13 protein-coding genes and 3 pseudogenes are annotated in these 12195 nt (G+C 59.2%); 10 read left to right on the top strand and 6 right to left on the bottom strand.

The window, feature by feature from the left end; all coding sequences use genetic code 11:
- Window positions 1-54 precede the first annotated feature (54 nt).
- From P6U16_RS03485 to P6U16_RS03475, 3 genes are all read right to left on the bottom strand, one after another.
- Window positions 55-651: a class I SAM-dependent methyltransferase gene (locus tag P6U16_RS03485; RefSeq protein WP_277702622.1), complete on the bottom strand. Its 597-nt coding sequence runs from the start codon at window positions 649-651 to the stop codon at window positions 55-57.
- Window positions 652-659: 8 nt separating this feature from the next.
- Window positions 660-1673, bottom strand: coding sequence for a porphobilinogen synthase (hemB, locus tag P6U16_RS03480; protein ID WP_277702621.1), 1014 nt, complete (start codon window positions 1671-1673; stop codon window positions 660-662).
- Between the two features lie 282 nt (window positions 1674-1955).
- A complete protein-coding gene (locus P6U16_RS03475; protein WP_277702620.1) occupies window positions 1956-2084 on the bottom strand; it encodes a hypothetical protein in 129 nt (42 codons plus the stop codon).
- A gap of 477 nt (window positions 2085-2561) precedes the next feature.
- On the opposite strand from P6U16_RS03475, the gene P6U16_RS03470 reads away from it, so the two are divergent.
- The 8 genes and pseudogenes from P6U16_RS03470 to P6U16_RS03435 all read left to right on the top strand — a co-directional run bounded on the left by P6U16_RS03470 (window position 2562) and on the right by P6U16_RS03435 (window position 9362).
- The gene (locus P6U16_RS03470; RefSeq protein WP_277702619.1) at window positions 2562-2999 is read left to right on the top strand and encodes a DUF6163 family protein; all 438 of its coding nucleotides are present in this window, start codon (window positions 2562-2564) and stop codon (window positions 2997-2999) included.
- Window positions 3000-3130: 131 nt separating this feature from the next.
- Window positions 3131-3643: a MarR family winged helix-turn-helix transcriptional regulator gene (locus P6U16_RS03465; RefSeq protein WP_277702618.1), complete on the top strand. Its 513-nt coding sequence runs from the start codon at window positions 3131-3133 to the stop codon at window positions 3641-3643.
- A 329-nt stretch (window positions 3644-3972) separates the two neighbouring features.
- Window positions 3973-5298 (top strand): L,D-transpeptidase family protein, encoded by a 1326-nt coding sequence (locus tag P6U16_RS03460; protein ID WP_277702617.1) that lies wholly within the window; start codon window positions 3973-3975, stop codon window positions 5296-5298.
- A 181-nt stretch (window positions 5299-5479) separates the two neighbouring features.
- Window positions 5480-6781, top strand: coding sequence for a serine hydroxymethyltransferase (gene glyA, locus P6U16_RS03455; protein WP_277702616.1), 1302 nt, complete (start codon window positions 5480-5482; stop codon window positions 6779-6781).
- A gap of 26 nt (window positions 6782-6807) precedes the next feature.
- Window positions 6808-7281, top strand: a complete 474-nt coding sequence (nrdR, locus tag P6U16_RS03450) for a transcriptional regulator NrdR (RefSeq protein ID WP_071831262.1) — start codon at window positions 6808-6810, stop codon at window positions 7279-7281.
- Between the two features lies 1 nt (window position 7282).
- Window positions 7283-8415, top strand: a pseudogene (gene ribD / locus P6U16_RS03445) (bifunctional diaminohydroxyphosphoribosylaminopyrimidine deaminase/5-amino-6-(5-phosphoribosylamino)uracil reductase RibD).
- Window positions 8415-9031: pseudogene (locus tag P6U16_RS03440) on the top strand (riboflavin synthase). Before ribD ends, P6U16_RS03440 begins: the two co-directional pseudogenes overlap by 1 nt.
- Before the next feature lie 76 nt (window positions 9032-9107).
- Complete coding sequence (locus tag P6U16_RS03435) at window positions 9108-9362, top strand: hypothetical protein (protein ID WP_277702615.1); 255 nt, start codon at window positions 9108-9110, stop codon at window positions 9360-9362.
- Between the two features lie 18 nt (window positions 9363-9380).
- Here the strand turns inward: P6U16_RS03435 and P6U16_RS03430 are convergent, their stop codons facing one another.
- The 3 genes and pseudogenes from P6U16_RS03430 to P6U16_RS03420 all read right to left on the bottom strand — a co-directional run bounded on the left by P6U16_RS03430 (window position 9381) and on the right by P6U16_RS03420 (window position 11018).
- Window positions 9381-9836 carry a hypothetical protein gene (locus P6U16_RS03430; RefSeq protein WP_277702614.1) on the bottom strand — a complete coding sequence of 152 codons (456 nt, stop codon included), beginning with the start codon at window positions 9834-9836 and terminating at the stop codon, window positions 9381-9383.
- A gap of 117 nt (window positions 9837-9953) precedes the next feature.
- Window positions 9954-10471: pseudogene (locus tag P6U16_RS03425) on the bottom strand (GNAT family N-acetyltransferase).
- Window positions 10472-10517: 46 nt separating this feature from the next.
- A complete protein-coding gene (locus P6U16_RS03420; protein ID WP_277702612.1) occupies window positions 10518-11018 on the bottom strand; it encodes a cupin domain-containing protein in 501 nt (166 codons plus the stop codon).
- Between the two features lie 217 nt (window positions 11019-11235).
- Between P6U16_RS03420 and ribH the strand changes: the two genes are divergently transcribed.
- Window positions 11236-11697, top strand: coding sequence for a 6,7-dimethyl-8-ribityllumazine synthase (gene ribH, locus P6U16_RS03415; RefSeq protein ID WP_277702611.1), 462 nt, complete (start codon window positions 11236-11238; stop codon window positions 11695-11697).
- On the top strand, window positions 11694-12188 hold the full coding sequence (gene nusB / locus P6U16_RS03410) for a transcription antitermination factor NusB (protein ID WP_277702610.1): 495 nt from the start codon (window positions 11694-11696) through the stop codon (window positions 12186-12188). The genes ribH and nusB overlap by 4 nt, the downstream gene beginning before the upstream one ends.
- Window positions 12189-12195: the final 7 nt, after the last annotated feature.

Here is a 12195-nt window from a genome sequence, read left to right as displayed (position 1 = left end):
GGATATGGGATTGATCAGCGGAAAAAACAATGGCGGGCGCTCGACGGCGCCATCTCAAGCGACAGCATGGACCCGGAGCCAGAGGGTCGGCTCCCCGTCATACCCGCCACCGTCGCGTGTCTCGATCCGGATTGTCGTCCAGCCGGCAGCCTCATAGCAGTCGCGCAGCCAGCATTCTGATGGATAATTGTAGTATCGATCGAACCGGTCGCGGCCTTCTAGGTCACCTGCCTTTAAGCTGGCCCGGAACAACCCTCCGGCCTTTAGAGCTGGTCGGATACGAGTGAGGATGCCGGAAAGCGCCGGTCGCGGCACATGCAGCAGGCAGGCATTCGCCCAAATCCCGTCATAGAGATTGACGGCGGTCAATTGATCGAAGGGCAGGATGGCGACCGGCCGGCCGAGCCTTTGCTCGGCGAGCGCCGCCATCTCCGGTGAACCATCCGTGGGCGCCACGTCAAAGCCACGCGACAGCATATGCGCGCTATCGCGACCGCTGCCGCAACCGAGTTCCAGAATAAGGGCGCCGGCTTGGAGCGCATCGAGAAAACCATCCAGACCGTCTGCCGGCGTATCCGCTGTCTTGGCCGCATAAGCTTCCGCCCTTAGCGCGTAGAAATTCAGCGTCGCGTCGTCGGAGGAAGATACCACCGGCCGCCCTATCGCTTCGAGAGAAGGCGCGCCACATCGATGGCGAAGTAGCTCAATATGCCGTCGCAGCCGGCGCGCTTGAAGGCGAGCAGGGTTTCCAGCATCACACGCTCGCCATCGATCCAGCCATTCATGGCGGCGGCCTTGATCTGGGTGTATTCGCCCGAGACCTGATAGGCAAAGACCGGCAGGCCGAATTCCTGCTTCATGCGCCAGCAGATATCGAGATAGGGCAAGCCGGGCTTGACCATCAGCATGTCGGCGCCCTCCTCGACATCAAGGGCTGCATCGCGAAGCGCCTCGGTGCCGTTTGCCGGATCGATGTAATAGGTCTTCTTGTCGCCCTTCAAAAGTCCGCCGGTATTGATCGCCTCACGATAGGGGCCGTAGAAGGCAGACGCGAATTTCGTCGCATAGGACATGATGCCGACGGACTGGTGGCCGCTTGCATCGAGTGCCTGACGGATGGCACCGATGCGACCGTCCATCATATCGGAAGGCGCGATGATGTCGGCACCCGCCTCGGCCTGCAGGACGGCTGCCTTGGCGATCTGCGCGACCGTCTCGTCGTTGACGATTTCGCCGTCTCTAAGAATGCCGTCATGGCCGTGGCTGGTGAAAGGATCAAGAGCCACATCTGTGATAATGCCGATACCAGGCACTGCTTTCTTGATGGCGCGTGTGGTTTCATTGATCAGGTTGTCGGCAGCAAGACTGTGAGATCCCGTCTCATCACGCAAGATCATATCGATGTTGGGGAAGGTCGCCAGCGCCGGGATGCCGAGATCGGCCGCTTCGCGGGCCGCCTCCACCGCCTTGTCAATACTCATGCGGTTGACGCCGGGCATGGCCGTAATCGGTTCGATGATGCCAGACCCCGGAACGATGAAGATTGGCCAGATCAGGTCGTCCACCGTCAGGCGATTTTCCTGCACCAAGCGCCGTGTCCAGTCCGCCTTGCGGTTGCGTCGCATGCGGCGATGGCCGGTGATGAGGTCAACGACGTTGGTCTTGTCGGTCATTATGCTCGTCTTTCGTGGAAACCATTGTGGTGAGCGGTGTATCACGCGTGTTGCCACAGGAAAACAGACGCCGATGCGTCACGTTTGCACGTCATCGATCCAACAAGGATTTCGGCGAAAAAAGAGATTTGGATAAAATGGCTATCCAGCCGTGTTTCATTGTGAAAAACACGGCCGCCAACGGTAATGTCAATTATTGCTTCTGGTCATCCGGGTCGATGCGGCCCGTCGGGACTGAAGGGCTGGTCACAGAAACCGGGTCGCTTGCCGGAAAGCTATCTTTCAAGCCTTTCTCCAGTTCCTCATCAGGGAGAGCGTCTTGGTTGCGGCCTTCTCCTGTTTCAGGGATTGCACCGCCGGCGACTGATCCTGCCGCTTATGATCGGCCTGGGTTTCGCGATTATCGTTCATGATTGTCTCCATTCGACCTTTATTATCGAAGGAAAACGCATCACGCTGGGTCTGGTTCCGCGATGGCCGCGCTTGTCAAAGCCGCTCCACATTTTTGCTTTTGCATCAGTCATCTGAAAAATCCTCGACATCAACCGCCGCAATCGCGTTCGCTCGTTGCAGGTCTTCATCTATCGTGCCGCTGCGCGGAAATCGGTGACGACCCTTGCATTGGCGTCGAGGATGAGTATTTCACCGTGTTCCGTCGCAATCGCGCGGAATGGTCGCTGATATTCCATGGCTGTTTCCCTTTTCGGGCACGGCTTAATCGCGCCAGGGCATCGGAAAAGATGCCGACAGCAATTGCCCGCTTGAAGTGTCGCAGTTGTGAGACACTTCCGGTCATAAACTGATTTTCCGCCGTTTGGTTGCATCGCAAAACACCTGTGTGGAACAAGCGTCTGGCTAAGCGCCATAGCGATACGTATCTTCTGCGACATGGCTGCTGATTCTGTTCATGTACCAAAACCATCGCTGGCGGAAACAATCTTCGGATTGTTCCTGCGCCTTGTGTCCGTTTCCTGCTTCTGGTTTGGCCTCAGCTACTGGGCAATGCTCATCGGTTTTTCGATGGAGGGCGAGGGGCGTTTCGACCTGCTGCCGCTGTCGTGGCGCGTGGCGGCGACGACGCTTGCCGTGGTCTATCTCGTGGCGGCGCTCGGATTGTGGCTCTTGGTTTCCTGGGGGCCGGTGCTGTGGGTCGTTGCCGCGGTTGCCGAGATCACCATGTTCGAGGTCTATCCACAGATCTTTGGCGTGCGGCCGGGACTGCTTCTGCTCCATCTCACAGTGGCTGTCACCTTCGTGATTTTCCGCAGTGCCATTGCCTATCAGCGGGCCAAACAGGCCAAGGCTGCAAGAATTGATTTACCCTGACACAAGGGCTGTGGATAGTAAGGCGCTGTTAAGGCTGTAGTTTAAGTCGAATTTTATACATATTCGATAGTGTCTACCTCAAGGCGGGAAGAGCTACATACACCGCCAAACAAAACAGTGAGGCAGTCATCATGAACACGAAAATGAAGCCACAGGTCGTCGCCCCTAAAGATCCCCACGAAGATGCGATCCGTTCGCTCTACATGGAATCGCTCCACCTCGTCGAGCGTCTTCACCGCCGTCTCCTCGATGTCATCAAGGACGAATTCGACCGGTCCGGTCGCTCCGACGTCAACGCCGTCCAGGCACTTCTCCTCTTCAATATCGGCAATTCCGAACTGACCGCTGGTGAACTGCGCTCGCGCGGCTACTATCTCGGCTCCAACGTATCCTACAATGTTAAAAAGCTGGTTGATCTCGGCTTCATCAACCATCAGCGCTCGCGCATCGACCGTCGTTCGGTCCGCATCAGCCTGACGGACGATGGCCAGCAGATCGCCGAAACCGTTGCCAAGCTCTACGAGCGTCACATCGGCTCCATCCAGAAGGTCGGCGGCATCGGCACCGACGAATTCGGCCAGATGAACAAGCTTCTGCAGCGCCTCGACCGCTTCTGGAACGACAGCATTATGTACCGCCTGTAAGCGCTTAAAGCGTCCTCATCTCCAGTCAAAAGCCGGACGTGTTCCCACGTCCGGCTTTGTCGTGTCATGTGGCTGAAAAACCGCAAGAAAGCGGGCGACGGCGGTCACGCGTGGGTCCCGTCTGCTGGCGACACGAATCGGCCATATTGCTGTGAGAGCGACAGAGGTGAAAAAGTAGACGCTTTGTCGATGCGGGGCCGATGTTTTGCGCCTCCGAGCGACCGCTCAAGCGATCGTGAATGTGGCAGGCAGCTTTGGTTTGCGTTTCTTAACCATATTTATGGTAACGGCTTAGGCCGGGATACGCCGCAATATTGGATGGTAGGACTATGTCGAAGAAAAACGGAATTGATGCTTTCTCGCGCCGGGCTTTCCTGCGCTCCGCCGCAACGATTGGTGCTGCTGCGGTTGCCGGCAACGCCATGGCCCAGACCGCGCTCGACGAAATCATCAATGCCCCGCGCCGTGGGGTCTGGGATGACCAGTTCGACGCCAAGGCTTCACGCTCCGCGACAGCCGTCGTTTCCAATAACCCGATCTTTGGCCCGGACACGCTGGCCAATACGCAGAATGCGATTGGTCAGTATCAGCAGATCGCCTCCGCCGGTGGCTGGCCGCAGGTCAATCCGTCCGTCCGTCTCGAGATGGGCGTTTCCGATCCTGCTGTTCAGGCCTTGCGCCAGCGCCTGATGATCGTCGGCGATCTGCCGCGTTCGGCCGGTATCTCGAATGCGTTCGACAGCTATGTCGATGGCGCGGTCAAGCGCTTCCAGGCCCGCCACGGCCTGCCGTCCGACGGCGTTCTCGGTGAATATTCGATGAAGGCGCTGAACATTCCCGCCGATGTGCGCCTGCAGCAGTTGAACACCAATATCGTCCGCCTTCAGTCGATGTCCGGCGATCTCGGCAGCCGCTACGTCATGGTCAATATTCCGGCGGCCTATATCGAAGCGGTCGAAAACGGCCGTGTCGCGACCCGTCACACTGCAGTCGTTGGCCGCATCAGCCGTCCGACCCACATCATCAATTCGAAGATCTACGAGGTCATTCTCAACCCCTACTGGACCTCTCCGCGTTCGATCGTCGAAAAGGACATCGTGCCTTTGATGCGCAAGGATCCGGAATATCTGAAGAAGAATTCGATCCGCCTGATCGACGGGCAGGGCAACGAGGTTGCGCCTGAGACGATCGACTGGAATGCCGAGAAGGCACCGAACCTCACCTTCCGTCAGGATCCGGGCAAGACTAATGCCATGGCCTCGACCAAGATCAACTTCCACAACGAACACAACGAATATATGCACGACACGCCGCAGCAGGGCCTGTTCAACAAGCTTGCCCGCTTCGAGAGTTCGGGCTGTGTCCGTGTTCAGAACGTGCGTGACCTGACGACGTGGTTGCTGCGCGATACGCCCGGCTGGTCGCGTCAACAGATCGAGGCGACGATCCGCGCGGGCCAGAACTCGCCGATCAAGCTTGCCGTTGAAGTGCCGGTCTATTTCAAATACATCACCGCCTGGGCAGCCAAGGATGGCGTCGTGCAGTTCCGCGACGACATTTACCAGATGGACGGCGAACAGCAGCTGGCGCTGCAGACGACCACTGGCGTCGAGCAGGCGGCCAGTTCGGTCGAGCAGGACTTCCTGCCGCAATAAGACAAATCTGAATTTTGTGGAAAGGCCGTCCATCCTGCCAGGTGGGCGGCCTTTTCCTATGCCTGCGGCATTTTTGACAGGCGCGGCAGGTGTGGGAAATGGCGCAAATCGCACAGCGTGTATTGCCCTTGCCATGCGAGGACGATAAACACCGTGCCACAGTCCTTGAGGAGCTTCAAATATGAGCCTTTCCGCCGCCGCCAATGACGTTTTCTTCAGCCGCTCGCTTGCCGACAGCGATCCGGATATCTTTGGTGCGATCGAGAAGGAGCTTGGCCGCCAACGCCACGAGATTGAGTTGATCGCTTCTGAAAACATCGTGTCGCGCGCCGTGCTCGAAGCGCAGGGCTCGATCATGACCAACAAATATGCCGAGGGCTATCCGGGCAAGCGTTATTATGGTGGCTGCCAGTTCGTCGACATCGCCGAAGAACTCGCCATCGAACGCGCCAAGAAGCTGTTCGGCGTCAACTTCGCCAACGTTCAGCCGAATTCCGGTTCGCAGATGAACCAGGCCGTGTTCCTCGCGCTGTTGCAGCCGGGCGACACCTTCATGGGCCTCGATCTCAATTCCGGCGGTCACCTGACCCACGGTTCGCCGGTCAACATGTCCGGCAAGTGGTTCAACGTCGTGTCCTATGGCGTACGCGAAGGCGACAACCTGCTCGACATGGATGCGGTTGCCGAGAGCGCCCGCAAGCACAAGCCCAAGCTGATCATCGCCGGTGGCACCGCCTATTCCCGCATCTGGGACTGGAAGCGCTTCCGCGAGATCGCCGATGAAGTCGGCGCGTGGCTGATGGTCGACATGGCCCACATTGCAGGCCTCGTTGCCGGCAATCAGCATCCGTCGCCGTTCCCGCATTGCCACGTCGCGACCACAACGACGCATAAATCGCTGCGCGGCCCGCGCGGCGGCATGATCCTCACCAACGACGAGGATCTGGCGAAGAAGTTCAACTCGGCCGTATTCCCCGGCCTCCAGGGCGGCCCGCTGATGCACGTCATCGCCGCTAAGGCTGTGGCCTTCGGTGAAGCGCTGAAGCCGGAATTCCAGGATTACGCAGCCCAGATCGTCAAGAACGCCAAGGCCCTGTCGGAAACGCTTGTGGCCGGCGGACTCGATATCGTCTCCGGCGGCACCGACAACCACCTGATGCTGGTCGACCTGCGCAAGAAGAACGCCACCGGCAAGCGCGCCGAAGCCGCCCTTGGTCGCGCCTACATCACCTGCAACAAGAACGGCATCCCATTCGACCCGGAAAAGCCCTTTGTCACCTCGGGCGTCCGTCTCGGCACGCCGGCCGGCACGACGCGCGGCTTCAAGGAAGCGGAATTCCGCGAGATCGGCAATCTGATCGTCGAAGTTCTCGACGGCCTGAAGGTTGCCAACTCCGACGAAGGCAATGCCGTGGTCGAGGCTGGCGTTCGTGAAAAGGTCGTCAAGCTGACAGATCGCTTCCCGATGTATCCATACCTCTAGTCTCAGGCCCATAGTCAGGATCGCGCATGCGCTGCCCCTATTGCAGTTCCGAAGACAGCCAGGTGAAGGATAGCCGTCCGGCAGAGGACGGCTCCTCCATCCGTCGCCGGCGCATCTGCCCGGATTGCGGTGGCCGCTTCACGACCTTCGAGCGGGTGCAGTTGCGCGAACTGATGATTATGAAGAAGACTGGCCGCAAGGTTCCGTTCGATCGCGACAAGCTGTCGCGATCGTTCGAGATCGCGCTGCGCAAGCGGCCCGTCGAACGCGACCGTATCGAGCGCGCCGTCTCCGGCATCGTCCGGCGTCTGGAAAGCTCGGGCGAAACGGAAATCCCATCGGAAGAAATCGGCCTTCAGGTGCTGGAAGCCTTGAAGGGGCTCGATGACGTCGCCTTCGTGCGCTATGCTTCCGTCTACCGCGAGTTCTCCCATGCCGAGGATTTCGAGAAGGTGATCGCGGAGATCAGCGCCAAGATCGCGCGCGACCCGGGCGTCTGACATGACGGCCCATGACCAGAGGGACCATGACCGGCGTGACGAGGATGTGCGCTTCATGGAAGAGGCGATCCGCCTGTCCTATCTGCATGTCGGCCAGACCTCCACCAATCCCTCCGTCGGCTGCGTGATCGTGCGCGACGATGGCGACGGTCCTGTCATTGTCGGCAGTGCCGTGACGGCGATCAGCGGGCGGCCGCATGCCGAGACGCAGGCTCTCAAGAACGCAGGCGACAAGGCAAAGGGCGCCACCGCCTATGTGACGCTTGAGCCATGCTCCCACCACGGCAAGACGCCACCCTGCACCGATGCGCTGATTGCCTCCGGCATCGGCCGTGTCGTGATTTCCGTCATGGATCCGGACGAGCGGGTATCGGGCAGCGGCGTGGCGCTCCTGCGCGAAGCGGGGATTGCCGTGACGCTCGGTGTTTTGTCGGGCGAGGGGAGCGGGCACAGGAAGCCTATCTGATGCGCAAGCGCAGCAAGCGGCCGCATGTGACTCTAAAGCTGGCGGTTTCTGCCGATGGAATGATCGGCCTTCACGGTATAGGGCAGGTACGGATCACTGGGCCCGAAGCACGCGAAGAGGTTCACCGCCTGCGCGCCCGCACCGACGCTATCCTCGTCGGCATCGGAACGGCGATTGCCGACGACCCGGAACTCACCTGCCGGCTGGAGGATCTGGAAAACCAATCCCCGATTCGCATCGTGCTCGATCGCAGGCTGGAACTGCCGCTGAATTCGAAGCTGGTCATGACCGCGCGTGAAGTGCCTGTCATCGTTATTGCGGATCTAGCGGCAACGACCGAAGACGGTCTCGACGCCCGCGGTGAAGCCCTCGAAGCAGCCGGCGTCGAAATCCTGACTTGCGATTCCACCCGGCTGGACGATCTTCTGACGGCGCTCGCCTCGCGTGGGATATCCTCGCTGGTGGTCGAGGGTGGCGCAAAAACGGCACGTTCCTTCCTAAACGCGGGGCTTGTCGATCAGATCTTGCTGTTTCGCGGGCCGGGCACCCTTGGCGAAGGCGGCATCGCATCCCCATTTGATCCGCAGTCCATCCCCGCCGGCTTCAGACCGGTGGAAACGCACCAATTTGGCGCGGATATTTGCGAGAATTACGAAAGAGACATCTGATGTTCACCGGCATTATCACCGATATCGGCACTGTCGAAGCACTGACCCCGCTTGATGAAGGCGTCAAGCTGCGGATCGCCACGGCCTATGACCCCAAGGGCATCGACATCGGCGCCTCGATCGCCTGCTCCGGCGTCTGCCTGACGGTAACGACCCTGCCGGAAGACGGCTCGAACCAGCGCTGGTTCGAAGTGGAAGCCTGGGAGGAGGCGCTCCGGCTGACGACGATTTCCGGATGGAAGGGGGCCAGAAGATCAATCTGGAGCGCTCGCTCAAGATCGGCGATGAACTCGGCGGCCATCTCGTATCGGGCCATGTCGACGGCAAGGCGGAAATCCTCTCGGTCGAGGCCGAGGGTGAGGCCACCCGTTTCCGCCTGCGCGCCCCCGAGCACCTGGCGAAATTCGTGGCGCCGAAAGGTTCGGTCGCGCTGGACGGGACGTCGTTGACCGTCAATGCCGTCAACGATACGGATTTCGACGTGCTCTTGATCCGTCATTCGCTCGAAGTCACAACCTGGGGACAGCGCAAGGCCGGCGACTTCGTCAATTTCGAGGTCGACACCATGGCGCGCTATGCCGCGCGGCTGGCGGAGTTTCCGGCATCAAAACTGTAGGGCAAGGACTGTCGGCCGTTGCTGGAGCGATGAGAACCTGTATATGTGTTGCAGTTAAAAGAATGGAGAATAGGCGATGACCGATGCACCGGCTGAAAAGGGACCGTCAACCTGGCGCATCGTGCTGGCGGCGATCCTCGATTTCCTGACCGCTTTTTTCGTTCTTGGCTACATCGTTGCTATGGTTTTCGGTGGCAAGACCGAGGATGGTTTTAATCTGGAAGGCGGCCCAGCACTGTTGTTCTTTGCCCTGATCGTTGCCTATTTCGTTGTCTTCAACAAGTTTCTGGGCGGGACGATCTGGAAGCGGATTCTGCGCGCCCGGCGTTGAACGGCCGACGGCGGGAGCTCAAGGCGCCTGTAGGGGTTTGTTGGCGGGACGAGGTGCTTGCTCGTTGCTGGTATCAGGCGATTTTTTCGTGCCGCCGCGTCTGGTCCACGTCTCGACGGAAACAGTCTGGCCGCCGACATAAACCCAGGGACCATTCCACGAACCATCCGGTTGCAGCGTCAGGTCAAGAATACCAAAACTTTGCGTAGACCCGAATGCGATGGCAAACCGGTTCGGAGCATCCGGTCCATCGCCGCTGGCGATCCCGATTCCCCTCGCGACGTCCTGCCCAAGCGTCCATTTTACAGCGAATGTTTCACCGGTTTTGGTCACCTCGACGGAACCGCTATAGCTTCCGCTCGCGCCACGCACGACGCCGGTAACGTCATAGATCCCGGTCGGATCGACCGCCAGTGCATCCGTTGCCAGAAAGATCCCTGCAATAGCCAATAAAGTTTTACCTGAAATCATCATCCTGCTTCTTAATATTATTCCCCGAATATTCGACTGTAGTGTTCTGTCTTCTCCTTAATGACCGGAAATATTGGCAAGCTCTATAAGTTTTTGAAGCAGGGAAGGTAAGATTTTTCATTATCTTTCGAACAGAACCACCTGCGCCCCATGATAGACTGTCCGCTTGGCCTCCCGGAAATGCAGTTTTGCCGCAACGCGTAGCGAGGCAAGATTGGAAATGTCGATGATGCAGGTTTTTTCAGTGATGGAAAATGCTGCTCGCCCCAGGTCAGGGCGGCACCGACGGCTTCCGTTGCAAGGCCGCGGCCGTGGGATTGGGGAGAGAGCGCCCAGCCTGTCTCCATTGTGCCTTCGAGGGAAGGGCTTATCACGCGGTGTAGGTCGTGAAAGCCGGCTTCGCCGATAAAGTTGCCGGTTTCCTTTTCCTGGAGCGCAAAGAACCCAAACCCGAAATAGTGCCACATGCCGACCTGCCGCAGAAACCGCGTCCAGGCCTGTTCGCGTGAAAAGGGCACCCCACCGATGAAACGCGTGACCTCCGGATTGGCGAAAAGAGCGCTGTAGGGTGTAAAATCATCCCGGCGGTAGGGGCGAAGGATCAGGCGGTCAGTTTCAATCGTGGGGACAGTGTGCATGCAGGCTGTTCATTCCGCTGTTTGGAAGGTGGATAGGGAAGGGTTTTCAGATGCCGGGCTCGCCATCCCAATAGTCGACGGCAGTATCCGGCCGCCCGATGAAACGAAACTGGGGTTTTCCGGATGCATCGCGCGTCTTGGCGAGAAACTTGCCGGAATCTGGATATTCGCAGATCTCGGTCCTGGCGTTGGCTGAGACCGACAGGTATTTGAGCGGCGTCGCGCCGGTATTGATCAGGCAATGCGCGGTCTCCGGGCCACCTGCCGGTGCGCCGAGCACATCACCGGCCTTGACGGCATAGCGATTTGGCCCGAACCGGTACTGTCCTTCACCAGCGAGGATCACAAACAACTCTTCCTCGACGTGGTGGTTGTGAAACGGGCAGCCGGATTTTCCGGGCGGCACCTCGCCATAGCCGATGCCCAGATTGGTCAGGCCGAGCAGAGAGCCGAACGAGACATCGCTGGACTCAAAGAAGCCGCCCTCGCTCCAGTGGTCGAGCGGGAGGTCTTCCGGATTGACGATCGGTCGTTGTTTTTCGGTCATGCACATCTCCGATTTGCGGGAAATGGTATAGATGTGCTGCCGAGTTGAAAAGCACACCCGGAAAGTCCACGATTTGCCGTAAAGACGCCACCGCTTTTCACCCAAAACCCTTGGCAGGCTGCCGCTTTCACGAAAAAGCTTGCCATTACGCCGCCGTCGTGGTTTGACCGCCGCCTGTGCCGGAGATGTCCGGCCCCAAATTTCAAACAGGTGACACATGGCCAACAACCCGACACCACATATTCTCATTGTGGAAGCGCGCTTCTATGACGACATGGCCGATGCTCTGCTGGATGGTGCGAAGTCGGCCCTCGACGCGGCCGGCGCGACCTATGACATCGTGACGGTGCCCGGCGCGCTGGAAATCCCGGCCGCGATCGCCATGGCGCTCGACGGTGCTGACAATGGTGCTACCGAATATGACGGCTTCGTCGCGCTCGGAATGGTTATCCGCGGCGAGACCTATCATTTCGATATCGTTGCCAATGAATCCAGCCGTGCCATAATGGACCTCACTGTCAGCGAGAGCCTTGCCATCGGCAACGGCATCCTGACGGTTGAGAATGATGCACAGGCCTGGGCGCGTGCGAAGAAGAGCGAAGGCGACAAGGGCGGTTTTGCAGCCCGCGCCTGCCTGACCATGATCGATCTCAAGATGAAACTGGGCGGCGAACAGTGAGCGACACGTCTTCGACACCTCCGGCAACTCCACCGGTCAAGCAGGCAAACCAACGTGGCGCCGCAAGGCTTGCCGCCGTGCAGGCGCTCTACCAGATGGATATCGGCGGCACCGGTGTGCTGGAAATCGTCGCTGAATATGAGGCCCATCGGCTTGGCCAGGAACTTGACGGCGAAACCTACCTGAAGGCGGATGCGTCCTGGTTCCGGTCGATCGTCGCCGGTGTGGTTCGCGACCAGCGTTCGCTGGATCCGCTGATCGGTACGGCACTGCAGGACGATTGGGCCCTGTCGCGGCTCGATTCGACCGTGCGCGCCATCCTGCGCGCCGGCACGTTCGAGCTGGTCGAACGCAAGGACGTGCCCGTCGCCGTCATCGTCACCGAATATGTCGAGATCGCCAAGGCGTTCTTCGAGGACGAGGAACCCAAGCTCGTCAACGCGATCCTCGATCGGATCGCCCGTCAGATCCGCACGGACGTCAAGAAGTAAGGCAATC

This window comes from Rhizobium sp. 32-5/1 (genome assembly GCF_029537235.1).
GTDB lineage: Bacteria > Pseudomonadota > Alphaproteobacteria > Rhizobiales > Rhizobiaceae > Pararhizobium.
This window is presented reverse-complemented; position numbering and strand designations above follow the sequence as displayed.